The organism is Enterobacter sp. BIGb0383 (assembly GCF_003751845.1).
Lineage (GTDB): Bacteria > Pseudomonadota > Gammaproteobacteria > Enterobacterales > Enterobacteriaceae > BIGb0383.
On sequence record NZ_RJKQ01000002.1, the window covers coordinates 71,303 to 89,884 of the forward strand.

The 18,582-nt window shown below is 57.6% G+C and carries 12 protein-coding genes; 6 read left to right on the forward strand and 6 right to left on the reverse strand.

The window, feature by feature from the left end; genetic code table 11:
- Positions 1–36 precede the first annotated feature (36 nt).
- The 3 genes from pflB to EDF81_RS08745 all read left to right on the forward strand — a co-directional run bounded on the left by pflB (position 37) and on the right by EDF81_RS08745 (position 4,084).
- Entirely contained in the window at positions 37–2,319 is a 2,283-nt protein-coding gene (pflB, locus tag EDF81_RS08735) for a formate C-acetyltransferase (RefSeq protein WP_123347765.1), read from the forward strand.
- A gap of 199 nt (positions 2,320–2,518) precedes the next feature.
- Positions 2,519–3,259, forward strand: coding sequence for a pyruvate formate lyase 1-activating protein (pflA, locus tag EDF81_RS08740; RefSeq protein WP_123347766.1), 741 nt, complete (start codon positions 2,519–2,521; stop codon positions 3,257–3,259).
- 24 nt (positions 3,260–3,283) lie between these two features.
- On the forward strand, positions 3,284–4,084 hold the full coding sequence (locus tag EDF81_RS08745; RefSeq protein ID WP_123347767.1) for a hypothetical protein: 801 nt from the start codon (positions 3,284–3,286) through the stop codon (positions 4,082–4,084).
- A gap of 37 nt (positions 4,085–4,121) precedes the next feature.
- Here EDF81_RS08745 and EDF81_RS08750 read toward each other — a convergent pair whose 3' ends face one another.
- The 6 genes from EDF81_RS08750 to lrp form a co-directional block, all read right to left on the reverse strand.
- Positions 4,122–5,270, reverse strand: a complete 1,149-nt coding sequence (locus EDF81_RS08750; protein ID WP_123347768.1) for an MFS transporter — start codon at positions 5,268–5,270, stop codon at positions 4,122–4,124.
- Positions 5,271–5,569: 299 nt separating this feature from the next.
- The gene (gene serS / locus EDF81_RS08755) at positions 5,570–6,862 is read right to left on the reverse strand and encodes a serine--tRNA ligase (protein WP_123347769.1); all 1,293 of its coding nucleotides are present in this window, start codon (positions 6,860–6,862) and stop codon (positions 5,570–5,572) included.
- A 95-nt stretch (positions 6,863–6,957) separates the two neighbouring features.
- Entirely contained in the window at positions 6,958–8,301 is a 1,344-nt protein-coding gene (locus EDF81_RS08760; protein ID WP_123347770.1) for a replication-associated recombination protein A, read from the reverse strand.
- A 9-nt stretch (positions 8,302–8,310) separates the two neighbouring features.
- A complete protein-coding gene (gene lolA, locus EDF81_RS08765) occupies positions 8,311–8,922 on the reverse strand; it encodes an outer membrane lipoprotein chaperone LolA (protein WP_123347771.1) in 612 nt (203 codons plus the stop codon).
- Positions 8,923–9,054: 132 nt separating this feature from the next.
- Complete coding sequence (locus EDF81_RS08770) at positions 9,055–12,744, reverse strand: DNA translocase FtsK 4TM domain-containing protein (RefSeq protein WP_123347772.1); 3,690 nt, start codon at positions 12,742–12,744, stop codon at positions 9,055–9,057.
- A 172-nt stretch (positions 12,745–12,916) separates the two neighbouring features.
- Positions 12,917–13,411, reverse strand: a complete 495-nt coding sequence (gene lrp, locus EDF81_RS08775; protein WP_000228473.1) for a leucine-responsive transcriptional regulator Lrp — start codon at positions 13,409–13,411, stop codon at positions 12,917–12,919.
- Between the two features lie 552 nt (positions 13,412–13,963).
- Here lrp and trxB point away from each other — a divergent pair.
- The 3 genes from trxB (at position 13,964) to EDF81_RS08790 (ending at position 18,539) form a co-directional block, all read left to right on the forward strand.
- On the forward strand, positions 13,964–14,932 hold the full coding sequence (trxB, locus tag EDF81_RS08780; RefSeq protein WP_123347773.1) for a thioredoxin-disulfide reductase: 969 nt from the start codon (positions 13,964–13,966) through the stop codon (positions 14,930–14,932).
- A 118-nt stretch (positions 14,933–15,050) separates the two neighbouring features.
- Entirely contained in the window at positions 15,051–16,817 is a 1,767-nt protein-coding gene (locus EDF81_RS08785; protein WP_123347774.1) for a heme ABC transporter permease/ATP-binding protein CydD, read from the forward strand.
- Positions 16,818–18,539 (forward strand): heme ABC transporter ATP-binding protein/permease CydC, encoded by a 1,722-nt coding sequence (locus EDF81_RS08790; protein ID WP_123347775.1) that lies wholly within the window; start codon positions 16,818–16,820, stop codon positions 18,537–18,539. It abuts the gene before it with no gap.
- Positions 18,540–18,582: the final 43 nt, after the last annotated feature.

Below are 18,582 nucleotides of genomic sequence, written 5' to 3' on the forward strand. Positions count from 1 at the left end.
GTAAATAAAAAATCCACTTAAGAAGGTAGGTGTTACATGTCCGAACTTAACGAAAAATTAGCAGCAGCCTGGGAAGGTTTTGCCAAAGGTGACTGGCAGAACGAAGTTAACGTACGTGACTTCATCCAGAAAAACTACACCCCGTATGAAGGTGACGAATCCTTCCTGGCAGGTGCAACTGATGCAACCACCAAGCTGTGGGATAGCGTTATGGAAGGCATCAAACTGGAAAACCGCACTCATGCGCCGGTTGATTTTGATACCTCCGTTGCCTCTACCATCACCTCTCACGACGCGGGCTACATCAACAAAGCCCTCGAAAAAATCGTGGGTCTGCAGACCGAAGCTCCGCTGAAACGTGCGATTATCCCGTTCGGCGGTATCAAAATGGTTGAAGGTTCCTGCAAAGCGTACGATCGCGAGCTGGACCCGGCCCTGAAAAAAATCTTCACCGACTACCGTAAAACCCACAACCAGGGCGTTTTCGATGTTTATACCAAAGACATCCTGAACTGCCGTAAATCTGGCGTGCTGACCGGTCTGCCGGATGCCTACGGCCGTGGCCGTATCATCGGTGACTACCGTCGTGTTGCACTGTACGGTATCGACTACCTGCTGAAAGACAAATATGCCCAGTTCCTGTCCCTGCAGTCCGACATGGAAAATGGCGTAAACCTGGAAGCGACTATCCGTCTGCGTGAAGAAATCGCTGACCAGCACCGCGCTCTGGGTCAGATCAAAGAAATGGCGGCAAAATACGGCTGCGATATCTCTGGTCCGGCAACCAACGCTCAGGAAGCTGTGCAGTGGACCTACTTCGGCTACCTGGCCGCGGTTAAATCTCAGAACGGCGCAGCAATGTCCTTCGGTCGCGTATCCACCTTCCTGGATGCCTACATCGAACGTGACCTGAAAGCCGGTAAAATCACCGAGCAGGACGCACAGGAAATGATTGACCACCTGGTCATGAAACTGCGTATGGTTCGCTTCCTGCGTACTCCTGAGTACGATGAGCTGTTCTCTGGTGACCCGATCTGGGCAACTGAATCCATCGCCGGTATGGGCGTTGATGGCCGTACTCTGGTCAGCAAAAGCAGCTTCCGTTTCCTGAACACCCTGTACACCATGGGCCCGTCTCCGGAACCGAACATCACCATTCTGTGGTCTGAAAAACTGCCGCTGAACTTCAAAAAATTCGCTGCCAAAGTCTCCATCGATACCTCTTCTCTGCAGTATGAGAATGATGACCTGATGCGTCCTGACTTCAACAACGACGACTACGCGATTGCCTGCTGCGTAAGCCCGATGGTTGTTGGTAAGCAAATGCAGTTCTTCGGTGCGCGTGCAAACCTGGCGAAAACCATGCTGTACGCAATCAACGGCGGCGTTGATGAAAAACTGAAAATCCAGGTTGGTCCGAAAACCGATCCTATCAAAGGCGACGTTCTGAACTTCGACGAAGTGATGGACCGTATGGATCACTTCATGGACTGGCTGGCAAAACAGTATGTCACCGCGCTGAACGTGATTCACTTCATGCACGACAAGTACAGCTACGAAGCCTCTCTGATGGCGCTGCACGACCGTGACGTTGTTCGCACCATGGCATGTGGTATCGCAGGTCTGTCCGTTGCGGCTGACTCCCTGTCCGCTATCAAATACGCAAAAGTGAAACCGATTCGCGACGAAGATGGCCTGGCTACCGACTTCGCAATCGAAGGTGAATACCCGCAGTTCGGTAACAACGATTCACGCGTAGATGACATGGCTGTTGACCTGGTTGAACGTTTCATGAAGAAAATTCAGAAACTGACTACCTACCGCAACGCTATCCCGACCCAGTCTGTTCTGACCATCACCTCTAACGTGGTGTACGGTAAGAAAACCGGTAACACCCCGGATGGCCGTCGCGCTGGCGCACCGTTCGGACCAGGTGCTAACCCGATGCACGGTCGTGACCAGAAAGGTGCTGTTGCCTCTCTGACCTCCGTCGCTAAACTGCCGTTTGCTTACGCGAAAGATGGTATCTCTTATACCTTCTCTATCGTTCCTAACGCGCTGGGTAAAGACGACGAAGTGCGTAAAACCAACCTGGCAGGCCTGATGGACGGTTACTTCCATCACGAGTCTTCCATCGAAGGCGGTCAGCACCTCAACGTGAACGTGATGAACCGTGAAATGCTGCTCGACGCGATGGAAAACCCGGAGAAATATCCGCAGCTGACCATCCGTGTTTCCGGTTACGCAGTACGCTTTAACTCCCTGACTAAAGAACAGCAGCAGGACGTTATCACCCGTACCTTCACTCAGACCATGTAATCGGGTTTGACTGAAATCACGCGGTAAACAGCGTATAATAAAGGCTCCACATCAGTGGGGCCTTTTTACTAACCCCTCTCCAGTCTGCTTTGTCGGTTATCTATACTATGGATATCTGCCAAAACAGATTTAACACAGCCGGATTGAGCTGTGCATCAATACAGGCCCCGGACGGGCCATATCTGGAGAATCCACCGCAATGTCAGTAATTGGTCGCATCCACTCCTTTGAATCCTGTGGCACCGTTGATGGTCCTGGGATCCGCTTTATTACCTTCTTCCAGGGCTGCCTGATGCGCTGCCTCTATTGCCACAACCGCGATACCTGGGATACCCACAGCGGCAAAGAGATCACCGTTGCCGAGCTCATGAGCGACGTCGTAACCTATCGCCACTTTATGAATGCATCCGGCGGCGGCGTCACGGCCTCCGGCGGCGAAGCCATGCTGCAGGCCGAGTTTGTCCGCGACTGGTTCCGCGCCTGTCGAACCGAAGGTATTCACACCTGCCTCGACACTAACGGCTTTGTACGCCGCTACGATCCGGTGGTGGACGAACTGCTGGAAGTGACGGATCTGGTGATGCTGGATCTAAAACAGATGAACGATGAGATCCACCAGCATCTGGTCGGCGTCTCAAACCATCGCACCCTGGAGTTTGCCCGCTACCTGTCGAAGAAAGACATCAAGGTATGGATCCGCTACGTTGTGGTGCCAGGCTGGTCTGACGATGACGATTCTGCGCATCGCCTCGGCGAGTTTACCCGCGATATGGGTAACGTCGAAAAAATTGAGCTGCTGCCCTATCACGAGCTGGGTAAGCACAAATGGGTGGCGATGGGTGAAGAGTACAAGCTGGATGGCGTGCACCCACCGAAGAAAGAGACCATGGAGCGGGTGAAGGGGATCCTTGAGCAGTACGGTCACAAAGTAATGTACTAAACAAATAAAACCAGGGAGGGAATAATGCGTATCACCTGTATCGCCCTGCTCGTGCTCGCAAGCGGCTGGGCGCATGCCTCTGAGCAGGCCTGCGATAGCAAAAGAATTGTTACCCAGGCCTGGTCCGATGCGGCCAGCATCACGGATGACAGCATCCGGGTCGCTGATGCGACTGTCACCCTGGCAGCCGGTACGCCGCAGAGCGTGCTGTGCAAGTTGTGGCCCGCCCGTCCCGAACTGACGCTCGCGGCAGTCCCGCTGATGACCACCCAGGCGGATGCCGAAGGCTACTCCACCGGTGACCTTGAACTGCTGGTTCTCGATTCCGCCACGTTGCAGGTAAAACAGCGGCTACGCCTGCCAAACCGCATGGATGATGATGCGATGTATATCAGTCGCATCTCATTAGACACCGCACGCTGGAAAGTCGCTGCAGACCAGCTGGCATTTGGTCTACGGATCGATAAATCCGGTAGCTCGCGGGTCAATCCCTTCAGCGAGAAAGTGCTCTCGCTGTACGTCATAGATAACAATAGCCTGCGCCCGGTGCTAAAGGGCGTCGTTGCCGCCGAAACGGGTGGAGAGTGGGATGGATCCTGTGCTGGCAATTTTTCTGAGGCTGCGCGCACCCTGTCGCTGAGTGAAACCGCAAGCTTTGGCTACCGGGATATCATTGTGAATGAAAAGCATATCGACTCGGTTTTCCGGGGAGATGTTCAGAATTGCCAGTCAACAGAGACGAAATCCAGCGCCAGCTACCGCCTACGCTATGACGGAAAGCAATACAGCGTGCCTGAAAAACTCCAGCCGATAGCAGACGAGTAAAGATGAAACCCGCGTGCTAAAACACGCGGGATGTTGTTCAGGCATGCGCCACCGGCGTCGGATGATGTCCGGCTTTGCGCAGCAGCATCAGCAGATACACAAAAGAGACACCGGCAATCATGATAAACAGCAGGTTGTCGGAGAAATTCTGCATCAGCATCGCCGTCAACGTTGGTCCAAGCAGGCTGCCCACGGTGTAGCTCAGCAGCAGCGCCTGGTTCATCGGCACCAGCTGATGCTGTTCCACTTTTTCACAGGCCCAGGCCATCGCCACCGGATAGAGCGTAAAGCCCGCCGCCCCGAGAATAAACAGCGCCGGTGCCATCGCCGCCTGACTGAGCATCGCCAGGCAGCCGAGGATCACCACAAAGACCTGCACCCGCAGAACCAGAAGACGTCCGTAGCGCTCAGACAGTCGGCCAATCGGCCACTGCCCCACAATACCTGCGCTGACCATGACCGCCATCCAGAAACCGATCCCGGCATTGCTGACGCCCTGATGATTCAGATACAGCGGCATTAAGCCATAAAGCGATCCCAGCACGATCCCGGAGATAATGCAGCCGTTGATGCCCAGACGAGCCTGGCGGAAGCGCAGCATTGACCACATATTGGTGGTTTCTTCATGCTCCGTATGCTGTGCGAGCACGCGGGTAAACAACAGCGGCAGAATGGCAGACAGCACCAGCGCAATAATCCACGGCAGGATCTGCACCATTTCAGTCGGGAATTTACTGACGACCAGCTGGCCCAGCACGGTCCCGACGTAGTAAATCATCATATAGGCGGCCAGCAGGCGGCCACGGCTGCGGGAGGTGCCGCTGCACATCAGGGCACTTTCTACCACCACCCAAATCATGGCGCAGCCCACACCGGCGATAAAACGCCAGCCCAGCCAGCTCCAGAAGCCTGCCATCACGCCAAGGCCCACGCAGCCCACGGCGAAAATCAGCGTCGCAATATAGTAGCTGCGGTTAAAACCCATGCGCTTAATCAGTCGACCGGCCAGCAGTGTACCCACCAGATTACCGGTGAAATAAGATGAGCTGACCACCCCAACCTGCCAGGTTGGCATGTTGTCATGGGCAAGCCACAGAGGGACCAGCGTGTTCAGCACCGCGATCGCCAGGGTCAACAAAAGCAGGCCACAGAGCAGAAGCAGCACTGGCCGGGTATAGATCGACATGGATAATAAACCGTGAGGAAGTTCAGATTTCGTGCGCATCATGCCACCGCTGTATGCAAAGTCAATCCACCAAAAATCAGGCGGGAAGCGGTTTCATAGACGACGATTGATCTTTCTTATCCAGCGATGAGGTTATGGAATAAACTTATTATCTATTCCATTGTTTTTATTGAATTATAAAGAAAATGGCGGCGTTAATTCAGTTGAAATATTTCATGGAGAAAAGCGCTAAAAAAACAACGCCAGACCGCAAGGTCTGGCGTTGATGGGAGCTACAGGTAAAAAGCGCAAATTGCCCTTTAGCCAATAAACTCAAGACCGTTCATATACGGACGCAGCACCTGCGGCACTTCGATACGACCATCGGCCTGCTGGTAGTTTTCCAGCACCGCCACCAGCGTACGACCGACCGCCAGGCCGGAACCGTTCAGGGTGTGCACCAGACGGATTTTCTTGTCCGATTTGCTGCGGCAGCGCGCCTGCATACGGCGAGCCTGGAAATCACCCACGTTCGAGCAGGAGGAGATTTCACGATAGGTGTCCTGCGCCGGGATCCACACTTCAAGATCGTAGGTTTTACAGGCGCTAAAGCCCATATCGCCGGTGCAAAGCGCGACCTTACGGTACGGCAGACCCAGCAGCTGCAGAACCTTCTCTGCATGGCCGGTCATCTCTTCCAGCGCCGCCATGGAATCTTCCGGGCGAACAACCTGCACCATCTCAACTTTGTCGAACTGGTGAGTACGGATCAGACCGCGAGTATCGCGACCATAGGAACCCGCTTCAGAACGGAAGCACGGCGTATGGGCGGTCATTTTGAGCGGCAGATCGTCTTCGTCGACGATCGCGTCGCGGACCAGGTTGGTCAGCGGCACTTCCGCCGTCGGGATCAGCGCATAGTTGCTGCTGTCAGCTTCTTCTTCCAGCGGACGGGTATGGAACAGGTCACCGGCGAATTTCGGCAGCTGGCCCGTACCGTAGAGCGTGTCATGGTTGACCAGGTAAGGCACATAGTGCTCGCCATAGCCATGCTCGCCGGTGTGCAGATCCAGCATAAACTGCGCCAGAGCGCGGTGCATGCGGGCAATCTGCCCTTTCATCACCACGAAGCGCGAGCCGGTCAGCTTGACCGCAGCAGCGAAGTCCAGCCCGCTGTGCATTTCGCCCAGGGTGACGTGATCGCGTACGTCGAAATCGAAGGTGCGCGGCGTGCCCCAGCGGCTGACTTCAACGTTGTCGTTTTCGTCGCGGCCGACCGGGACGCTGTCGTCAGGAACGTTCGGGATTGCCAGCGAAATCTGGCGAATCTCATCCTGCAGCACGTCCAGCTCGGCTTTCGCCGCGTCCAGCTCTTCACCCAGTTTGTTAACTTCCAGACGAAGTGGCTCGATATCTTCCCCGCGCGCCTTCGCCTGGCCAATGGATTTCGATCGCGAGTTACGCTCTGCCTGCAGATTTTCAGTATTAACCTGCAGAACTTTACGACGCTCTTCAAGAGCGCGCAGTTTATCTACATCCAGCTTAAAGCCCCGGCGTGCCAGTTTTTCTGCGACTGCGTCTGGCTCGGTACGCAGCAGATTGGGATCGAGCATGCTTATCCTGTGCTTATCGAATTGAATTAAAGAAAAGAGAACGACCGCAGCCTGCGGTCGCCTATACGGTTTCTAACCTTACCCCAACGCCCGCACTAGCGGTAGCGTTTTGTGGGGCTTTTATTGTCCTGTTCAGCGAGCCAGGCGAGCTTTTCGCCAATCTTCGCTTCAAGACCCCGGGTTGTCGGGTGATAGTAGCGCGTTTGTGCCATTTCCGGTGGGAAGTAGTCCTCTCCGGCGGCGTAGGCATTCGGCTCGTTGTGGGCGTAGCGATACTCCTCGCCGTAGCCGAGATCTTTCATCAGCCGGGTCGGGGCATTGCGCAGATGTTCAGGGACATCGAAATCCGGGCGCTCGCGGGCATCGGCCAGCGCGGCCTTAAAGGCGGTATACACGGCGTTGCTTTTCGGCGCACAGGCCAGATAGACAATCGCCTGGGCGATGGCCCGCTCGCCTTCGGATGGCCCGACGCGGGTAAAGCAGTCCCAGGCCGAGATTGCCACCTGCATCGCGCGCGGGTCGGCATTGCCGACATCTTCAGAGGCAATCGCCAGGCAGCGACGCGCCACGTACAGCGGATCGCCACCGGCGCTGATAATACGCGCGTACCAGTACAACGCCGCATCGGGCGCACTACCGCGCACCGACTTGTGCAGGGCCGAGATCAGATCGTAAAAACGGTCGCCTTTATTATCAAAGCGCGCGCTACGCTCCCCGGCGATCTCCGTCAGCAGCGACTCTTGCAGCACCCGCTTCCCGGAGGCATCCACCTCGGCCATATCGGCCATCATTTCCAGGGTATTTAACGCCCGGCGCGCATCGCCGTTAACCAGCCCGGCAATCGCTTTGCGGGTCTCATCCGGCAGAACAATATCCTGGCCGCCGTAGCCACGCGCACTGTCGGTCATCGCCTGGGTCAGCACCTGCTCGATATCCTGCGTGGTCAGCGACTTAAGCAGATAGACGCGGGCGCGGGATAGCAGCGCGGAGTTCAGCTCAAAGGAGGGGTTTTCCGTGGTCGCGCCGATAAAGGTAATGGTGCCGTCTTCAATATGCGGCAGAAAGGCATCCTGCTGGCTCTTATTGAAACGGTGGACTTCGTCGACAAACAGGATGGTGCGACGGCCCGCATTGCGGCTCTGTCTCGCCCGCTCGATGGCCTCACGAATATCTTTCACACCGGAGGTTACGGCGGAGATACGCTCTACGTCGGCGCTGGCATAGCGAGCAATCACTTCCGCGAGAGTCGTTTTGCCGGTGCCCGGCGGTCCCCAGAGGATCATCGAATGGAGATGCCCGGCCTCAATGGCCCGGGGCAGCGGCTTACCGGCGGCCAGCAGATGCTGCTGGCCGATATACTGCGCTAAATTTTCTGGCCGCATACGGGCGGCCAGAGGTTGAAACGCGTTATCGGAAAAATCGAGCGAAAGATTGCTCACGCACGCCTCTTACTTACGTTGATCGTCCACCGTCACACCCTGCGGCGGCGTAAAGGTAAATTTCGCCGGGTCAACCGCGCCGTTGCTCTGCGACTTCAGCTGATAGCTGCTGCGCTGCTGATCCTGCTCTACCGCGCTGAACTGATGGATAGTGCCATCACGGCCAACGTTAATGGTGAACTGCTTCAGGTTGCCGCTGCTGGTTTTTGGCGTCAGCACAAAATCATCGCCGGTCTGCTTGATATTATACTGCTGCCAGTCGCTGGCCTGATTGCGGGCAATCAGCATAAACGGCGTATTGCCAGTCGCGTCTTTCAGCCAGCTGGCGCTAACCTGCTCGACAAACGGGTTGTAGAACCACAGCGTTTTGCCATCGGATACCAGCACGCTTTCGTCGGGCTGAGTCATATGCCAGTTAAACAGATTAGGACGTTTCACCCACAGTTCGCCCTGGCCTTCCTGAACCGCTGCGCCGCTGCCGTCGGTCACTTTCTGGGTAAAGCTGGCGTGGAAGCTGCCGACTTTATCGAGACGACTTTTCAGATCTCCGGCCGCATCGGCCCGGACGCCGGTAGTCACCATGCCGGTCAATAATGCGCAGGCAATAACGATTTTTTTCATTTTTTATCCTTTCGATGCCTCACCCCCGACGCGGGAGCGCTCCTGTCACTGACTCTAAGCGTCACGGCCGGTCAGTGGCAGGAGAAAAGACTGAATTTTTATTTATTTACCCATCTTTGCAATCGACAGGGATCACTCAAACGGCGGCGGTGCCAGCACCTCACGGTTGCCGTTATGCCCCGGCTCGCTGACGATGCCCTGGGCTTCCATCTGCTCAATAATACGCGCCGCACGGTTATAGCCGATACGGAACTGGCGCTGAACGCCGGAGATAGAGGCCTTGCGTTTTTCGGTGACGAAATTCACGGCCTGATCGAACAGCGGATCCAGCTCTTCACCGCTGTCGAGACCCGCTGCTCCGCCTTCGCTTTCGCTGTCGGACGTAATGCCATCCACATACTGCGGACGACCACGGGCTTTCCAGTCCTGCACCACCGCGTGAACTTCTTCATCCCGGACAAAGGCACCGTGCACACGGACCGGCGCAGAGGAGGAGTTCGGCCCGGAGTAGAGCATGTCCCCCATCCCCAGCAGCGATTCCGCGCCGCCCTGATCGAGGATGGTACGGGAGTCGATTTTGCTCGATACGGTAAAGGCGATACGGGTCGGAATATTGGCCTTGATCAGACCGGTAATCACATCCACAGACGGACGCTGGGTCGCCAGCACCAGGTGAATACCCGCGGCACGCGCTTTCTGCGCCAGGCGAGCAATCAGCTCTTCTACTTTCTTGCCGACGGTCATCATCAGGTCAGCGAACTCGTCCACCATCACCACGATATACGGCAGTTTCTCCAGCACCGGATGGGTCGCATCCATGCTGTCGCCCGGCTTCCAGTACGGATCGGGGATTGGTCGACCCATCCGAGCCGCCTCGGCGATTTTGTCGTTGTAGCCAGCAAGATTACGCACGCCAAGGGCTGACATCAGCTTATAGCGACGTTCCATCTCATTAACGCTCCAGCGCAGGGCGTTGGCGGCGTCTTTCATATCGGTAACCACTTCGGTCAGCAGATGTGGGATGCCTTCGTAGACCGACAGTTCCAGCATTTTCGGGTCGATCATAATAAAGCGCACCTCATCCGGCGTCGCTTTATAGAGCATGCTGAGGATCATGGCGTTGACCCCAACCGACTTACCGGAACCGGTGGTACCCGCAACCAGCAGGTGCGGCATCTTGGCCAGATCGGCAACGACCGGATCGCCCGCGATATCTTTACCCAGTACCACCGTCAGCGGCGACGGGTTGTCGCGGAATTTAGCGCAGTTCAGCACCTCACGCAGGTAGACGGTCTGGCGTTTCTTATTCGGCAGCTCCAGCCCGACATAGGGTTTACCCGGGATCACTTCCACCACGCGTACCGCCACCGTTGACAGAGAACGGGCCAGATCGCGGGAGAGGTTCGAAATACGTGCGGCCTTCACGCCCGGTGCCAGATTCAGCTCGAAGCGGGTAATGACCGGACCCGGCGAGTAGTTCACCACGTCGGCCTTAATACGGAAATCTGCCAGACGCGCCTCAACCAGGCGCGCCATCTGTTCCAGCGCGAAGGTATCTACCGGCTCGACTTCCGTCGGCGGCTGGGTCAGCAGATCCAGCGACGGCAGCGGCGTAGTCGGCTTCTGCAGCGGACGGCTGTCCCCGTTGCGCATCAGCAGCGGGTGGATCAGGCTCTCCTGCGGCTGTGGCGCTGGCTGTGCATGAACCGGTGCGGCGGCTGGCTGCTGCGGCTGTACATAAGGCTGCTGTACCGGCTGCTGGGCAGCGTATGGCTGGTGATGCATCTGCTGCTGCGGCTGTACAGGCGCAGGTTCCGGCTCAGGGCTCAGGGTAAACAGCGGCTCGCTCGGGCCATCGTCAACCAGGGTTTTCGTCGGAGAAAATGCAAAGTCATCTGCCGACCAGGCATGTGCCCCCTGAGGCTGCTCACCGGCATAACGCTGCTGCTGCGTGGCGGAAAACTGGCGGGCCAGTTCGGCCTCAGCGGCTTCATCGTCATCCTGCGGCGCATAGACTTCCGGCTCAGGTTCGTACTCTTCGCCGTAGCGCTGCTGCTGCGTGGCGGCGAACTGGCGGGCCAGTTCATCCTGCTGCAGGGCATCATCATCGATATCCTGCAGTTCTTCACGGGCGCGTTCTTCGGCCATCCGCTGAGACGGCAGCTTAATGCCGAAGGAAGCCGAAGCCAGCTCGCGCCGGGTCGGAACCCGCACGCGGTTTGGACGCGGCAGCTGTGGACCAATCCCTTCTTTTACCTGAGTACGGGCTGCACCCGCAGCCAGGCTGAAGAGCGGGCCTGCGGCAGCCGCCGTCGCGGCGGCACCGCTGACAACCTGCTGCACGCTCTGGGCATCAGGCACAGCCGGCGCGGCATCCGCGGTCGGAAACGCTGGCGCAGCGGGCGCGGTACGCACAGGCGTTTCCTGAACTGGCTCCGGCGTTGGCTGATACCAGGTGGCCAGCAATTCGCGCTCGCGGGCGCGTTTTTCTTCCACTTCTTCAAAATAGTACAGCGGCGGACGCGTCGGCTTCACCTCTTCCACCGGCGCGACCTCGTGGATATCGGCATGCGTCAGCGGGTGCTGAGGTTCTTCAGGCACGGCCTGCGTTTCCGGCGGAGCTGAATACGCGGCTTCATCTTCAGACCATGGCATCTGCTGTTCAGGCGCAGGTTCCGGTGCTGACCAGCTTTCCGGCGACGGCGCGATCGTTGTTGGCGGGGTTTGCACCGTCTCCTGAGTCTGCCATTCGACGTCCTGCAATGGCATAGCCTGTTCAGCGCCGACTGGCGGAGGTGTCTGCATAACAGGCTCTACAGGTGCAGCCCAGGCCTGCGTCGCAGTGGTTGCTGCCGCAGCGGCTGCGACGGGTTCCGTCACGGAATAACCGCTTAACAGCGGATCGTATTCATCCCAGTCGCCCTGCCCGGTCGTGGCGCGATGGCCGGAGAACAGCACATCGTCGGCATCGGCATCCTGACCGTTGGCGCGATACTGGACGTCATCCTGCGAACCGTCCATGCGTTGACCTGAGAAGAGCGCGGCATCGGTCTGCCGTCCCATTGGATTGGTGAACTTCTCCGAAACGCGTTTCCGGCGCGCAAGGGCACCACGCATAATGCGGGCGCGACGAGATTCGCGGCGCGGGGCCTCTTCCTGGGCGTCGTCTTCATACTCTTCGTCGTCTACCCAGCTATCGTCACGACGGGTGCGGTTAGAGGCGAAGGTCAGAATATTGAGGATCAGGCTGCCCAGTTTCTCGGCGATGGTCACCCAGGACCAGCCGGTAAACAGCGTCAACCCTGCGGCCCACAGGCACAAGAGGGCAAGCGTCCCGCCGCTGCTGTGTAACAGCGGCTGAAGCGTGGTGCTCAGCAGGCTGCCGATCACGCCGCCTGAGGCGAAGTACCAGATATCATCGGCGTTGATCGCAGCCAGACCGCAGGAGGTGAGGATCAGCGCCAGCACGCCAATCAGGCGCAGAGAGACGGCAAAGTAATCAATATAATCTTCGCTGGCGCGGTGACGCCATGTGAACCAGCATCCGCCGATGATAATCACGGGCAGGGTGTAGGCCATCACGCCAAAGATAAATAGCAGGGTGTCCGCCAGCCAGGCTCCGGGGATGCCGCCTAAATTATGGATAGGCTCATGCCACGCGGTCTGCGACCAGCTGGGATCGGATGGATTGAAACTGATCAGTGCCGCCATCAGCCAGATAGCGAAAAGGGAGCAAAGAAGCAGTAACGCTTCGAGAAGTCGGCGCCCGCTGCTTAACTTACTTAATGTGACTTCTTTGTCTTCGGTGTATTCCTGGCTCAAAACAGGCTCTCCAGGCCTTGTACGCTTTCTCTTTCAGCCGACGCGGCAAACTGAAGGATTCGATACAAGCTGTTTTGCTAAAACGGACAACAGCGCCGGGTCTCCCCGGCACTGTTGCTGTATGGATTAACAGGAGTGTATCAAACTATGCCGATTTTGCACCTGTTCCGTGTTAGCGCGTCTTAATAACCAGACGATTACTCTGTTTGACTTCTTCCATTACCACATAGGTACGGGTGTCGTTCACGCCCGGAAGACGCAGCAGGGTTTCACCCAGCAGCTTACGATAGGCCGACATATCCGGCACGCGGGTCTTCAACAGGTAGTCGAAATCGCCCGATACCAGGTGGCACTCCTGAATTTCTTCAAGTTTTTGTACCGCGGTATTGAACTGTTCAAACACGTCCGGTGCGCCACGATTCAGAGTTATCTCAACAAATACCAGAAGTGATGCATCCAGATAATGCGGGTTCAGCAGCGCGGTATAGCCCTGAATAAAACCCTGTCTTTCCAGCCGACGCACACGTTCCAGGCACGGCGTTGGCGAAAGTCCCACTCTTTTAGAAAGCTCGACGTTGGAAATACGCCCATCCTTTTGCAGCTCATTAAGAATGTTACGATCGATGCGGTCGAGATCTTTGCCTGGGCGCTTTTTACTATCTACCATTATTATTGTCTCTCTGTATTCCTTCCCTACTCCTGTCTTGACTCTGCGCACTTCACTGTTCAGAGCCTACCCCCGAGATTAACGTGCAGCTTAATAATTAGAATTCGGCAGCGCGTATTACAGGGTGTGTGGTGAGAAGACCGTTGCCAGAAGGCCGCTACCAACACTACGCATGGCGTCTGTCCACGACATGCGTACATTTCAGTAGCCCGGTAAAAATGGCATTTGCGGGCATGGCAATTCGCCACACTCGAAATACTGCTTTTTTCTTCCTCGAATGTTTTCGCAAAAGCACAGGGGATTGTCAAAGCAAAACATCGTTTTTTAGTACAAGATGCCAAATTTTCCCGAGAGGCACCGGTTGTTCGTCATGTGATCGTCTTATAATCGAGCGATTTTCAGAAGAATGATTTATGACGACAGGCGATAAACCCGGCAATCCATCGCCTTTATCTATTACACACATCGTTAACAAAATCGCTGCACCCTTTTTTTACGGTCACAAATTCCCTACAATCCCGCCCAACGTCTGCCAACAATAATGAGGATCGCATGGGCACGGTCAAACACAGTAAGCTGCTAATCCTTGGTTCCGGACCTGCGGGGTACACCGCTGCGGTCTACGCCGCTCGCGCTAACCTGCACCCGGTGCTGATCACCGGCATGGAAAAAGGCGGTCAGCTGACCACCACCACCGAAGTGGAAAACTGGCCGGGCGACCCGCACGACCTGACCGGTCCGCTGCTGATGGAGCGTATGCACGAGCACGCGGCCAAGTTCGAGACCGAAATCCTTTTCGACCATATCCACAGCGTCGATCTGCAGAATCGTCCGTTCCGCCTGACCGGCGACAGCGGTGAATACACCTGTGACGCGCTGATTATCGCCACCGGCGCATCGGCACGTTACCTGGGTCTGCCGTCCGAAGAGGCCTTTAAGGGTCGCGGCGTTTCCGCCTGCGCGACCTGTGACGGCTTTTTCTATCGCAACCAGAAAGTGGCGGTGATCGGCGGCGGCAATACCGCCGTTGAGGAAGCGCTGTACCTGGCGAATATCGCCTCGGAAGTGCACCTGATCCACCGCCGTGACACCTTCCGCGCTGAAAAAATTCTGATCAAGCGTCTGATGGATAAAGTCGCCTCCGGCAATATCGTGCTGCATACCCATCGCACACTGGAAGAAGTGACCGGCGATCAGATGGGCGTCAGCGGCCTGCGCCTGCGCGACACCCAGAACACGGATAACGTCGAATCTCTGGACGTTGCGGGCCTGTTTGTTGCCATCGGCCACAGCCCGAATACGGCGATCTTTGACGGCCAGCTTGAGCTGGAAAACGGCTATATCAAGGTGCAGTCCGGTATCCACGGCAACGCCACCCAGACCAGCATCCCGGGCGTATTCGCCGCGGGCGATGTGATGGACCATATCTATCGTCAGGCCATTACCTCCGCCGGAACCGGCTGTATGGCGGCGCTGGATGCGGAACGTTACCTTGACGGTCTGGCAGAAGCCTGCAAGTAAATAATCTTTACAAGTCAGTAACAAAGGTAAAGAAAGGCGACGATAAGTCGCCTTTCTTATCTCCCCGTTGTAACATTGCCGTGCAAAAAATTCCGATAACTCACCTGCTAAGCGCGCAATGGACAAAACCCGTCAACAAGAGTTAACCCGCTGGTTAAAACAGCAAAGCGTTATATCCCGTCGCTGGCTGACGCTCTCACGTCTGCTGGGGCTGATAAGCGGCCTGCTCATCCTCGGACAAGCCTGGATCCTCGCCCATATTCTTCAGCTGATGATTATGGAAAAGGTCCCTCGCGAGGCGCTGCTGCTGCCCTTTGTGTTGCTGGTGCTGGTATTTATCCTCCGCGCCTGGATGGTCTGGCTGCGGGAACGAGTCGGTTTTCATGCCGGGCAGCATATTCGCTATGCGATCCGACGCCAGGTACTCGATCGCCTCCAGCAGGCGGGTCCCGCCTGGATTCAGGGCAAACCCGCCGGAAGCTGGGCGACGCTGATCCTTGAGCAGATCGACGATATGCACGATTACTACGCCCGTTATTTACCGCAGATGACCCTGGCGACCTGTATTCCACTGCTGATTATTATCACCATTTTCCCCATTAACTGGGTTGCCGCGCTGATCCTGCTCTGCACTGCCCCGCTGATCCCGCTGTTTATGGCGCTGGTCGGAATGGGCGCTGCGGATGCCAACCGCCGCAATTTCCAGGCGCTGGCGCGTCTGAGCGGGCATTTCCTCGACCGCCTGCGCGGCATGGAAACCCTGCGCGTGTTTGGCCGCGGCGAAGCGGAAACCGAGAATATCCGCCGGGCGTCGCAGGATTTCCGTCACCGGACCATGGACGTTCTGAAGCTGGCGTTCCTCTCTTCCGGCGTGCTCGAGTTTTTTGCCTCCCTGTCGATCGCCATCGTCGCCGTCTATTTTGGCTTCTCCTACCTGGGTCAGTTGAATTTTGGCCACTATGGCGCTGGCGTCACGCTATTTGCCGGTTTCCTGGCCCTGATCCTGGCGCCGGAGTTTTTCCTGCCGCTGCGCGATCTGGGCACGTTCTACCACGCCAAAGCCCAGGCCGTTGGCGCGGCTGACAGCCTGAAAACCTTTATGGAAACCCCGCTGGCCTGGCCGGAGCGTGGAGAAAAAGAGCTTAAGTCCGGACAGCCGATTACCCTTACCGCGCGCGATTTGGTGGTGAAGTCGCCGGAGGGCAAACCGCTTGCCGGTCCGCTGAATTTCACCCTTGATGCCGGACAGCGGGTGGTGCTGGTCGGGCAGAGCGGCTCGGGAAAAAGCTCCCTGCTTAACGCCCTGGCCGGTTTCCTCGCCTACGACGGCTCCCTGCTGATTAACGGCATTGAGCTTCGCGATCTGAACCCGGACAGCTGGCGTCGCCTGCTCGGCTGGGTCGGTCAGAATCCGCAGCTGCCTGCGACCACCCTGCGGGAAAACGTCCTGCTGGCCCGCCCGGACGCCAGCGAGGCGGAACTACAGTCGGCTCTCGACCGGGCCTGGGTCAGTGAATTTATCGATCTGCTTCCGCAGGGCGTTGATACCCCGACTGGCGAGCAGGCCAACCGTCTTTCCGTCGGCCAGGCCCAGCGTGTGGCGGTCGCCCGCGCCCTGCTTAATCCGTGTCAGCTTCTGCTGCTGGATGAGCCCGGTGCCAGCCTCGACGCACACAGCGAGCGGCGGGTGATGCAGGCGCTGGACGTCGCCTCCACGCGCCAGACCACCCTGATGGTCACCCATCAGCTGGAAGGACTGGAAGCCTGGGACGCTATCTGGGTCATGCATAACGGACAACTCGTGGAACAGGGTGATTACGCCACCCTCGCCGCCGCCGAAGGCACTTTTGCCGGGCTGTTGGCCCACCGTCAGGAGGAGATTTAAATGCGCACGCTGCTACCTTATCTGGCGCTGTATAAACGGCATAAATGGATGCTGTCCCTCGGCGTAGTGCTGGCGATTATCACTCTGCTGGCCAGTATCGGCCTGCTGACGCTGTCCGGCTGGTTCCTCTCCGCCTCGGCGGTTGTGGGGTTCGCCGGTGCCTACACGTTTAACTATATGCTGCCCGCTGCGGGCGTGCGCGGCGCGGCCATTACCCGCACCGCCGGGCGTTATTTCGAGCGGCTGGTGAGCCACGATGCGACGTTCCGCGTGCTGCAGCATTTGCGCGTGTTCACTTTTAGTAAGCTGCTGCCCCTCTCTCCTGCCGGGCTGGCGCGTTTTCGTCAGGGCGAGCTGCTTAATCGCGTGGTGGCGGATGTCGATACCCTCGATCACCTCTATCTGCGGGTACTCTCCCCGCTGGTGGGCGCGTTCGTGGTCATTCTGGTGGTGACCTTCGGCCTGACGTTCCTCGATGTCACGCTGGCCCTGACCCTGGGCGGCATTATGCTACTGACCCTGTTCGCCCTGCCGCCGCTGTTTTACCGCGCCGGTAAGCCGGTGGGTGAAAACCTGACTCAGCTGCGCGGCCAGTATCGCCAGCAGCTGACCAGCTGGCTACAGGGCCAGGCAGAGCTCTCCCTGACCGGTGCCAGCGATCGCTATCGTGAGCAGATGGAAAATACCGAACTCAGCTGGCACGACGCTCAGCGTCGCCAGTCAGAGCTGACCGCCCTTTCTCAGGCGATGATGCTGCTGATCGGCGGCATCGCGGTCGTGGTGATGCTGTGGATGGCAGCCGGTGGCGTCGGCGGCAATAGCCAGCCGGGAGCGCTTATCGCCCTGTTTGTCTTCTGTGCGCTGGCCGCCTTTGAAGCGATGGCCCCGGTGACCGGTGCTTTCCAGCATCTCGGCCAGGTGATCGCCTCCGCCGCCCGTATTACCGAGCTCACCGGTCAAACGCCGGAAGTCACTTTTGCCCAGAGCGATGCGCGGCCGTTGAGTGAAGTCGCTCTGACGCTGAACGGGGTGACCTTTGCCTACCCTCAGCAGCCCCAGGCCGCCCTGCGTGACGTTAGCCTGACGGTGGCCGCCGGGGAACATGTCGCGATCCTGGGCCGCACCGGCTGCGGAAAATCTACGCTGCTTCAGCTGCTGACCCGTGCCTGGGACCCGCAGCAGGGCGAAATCCTGTTTAACGACCGCCCTCTTACGGCAATCAATGAGACCGCCCTGCGCGCCAGCGTCAGCGTAGTCTCCCAGCGCGTGCACCTGTTCAGCGCGACCCTGCGCGATAACCTGCTGCTGGCGGCACCCGATGCAGCAGACGACGCGCTGACTGCCGTGCTGGAACGCACCGGGCTGGAAAAGCTGCTGGAAGACGGCGGGCTGAACAGCTGGCTCGGCGAAGGCGGCCGCCAGCTCTCCGGCGGGGAACTGCGACGGCTGGCCATCGCCCGTGCGCTGCTGCACGATGCGCCAATGATGCTGCTCGATGAACCCACCGAAGGACTCGATGCCGGAACCGAAAGCCAGATCCTTGATTTACTGGCAGAAGTCACCAGGGGCAAAACGGTGCTGATGGTGACCCATCGCCTGCGCGGACTGTCGCGTTTCGACCAAATAATAGTGATGGACAACGGGCAAATAATTGAGCATGGTAATCACGCAGAATTGCTGAGCCGACAGGGGCGTTATTACCAGTTTAAGCAACGTCTGTAGACTGCCCTTAAACAATAACCTGCCGGTGCAGTGCATAGTGGAG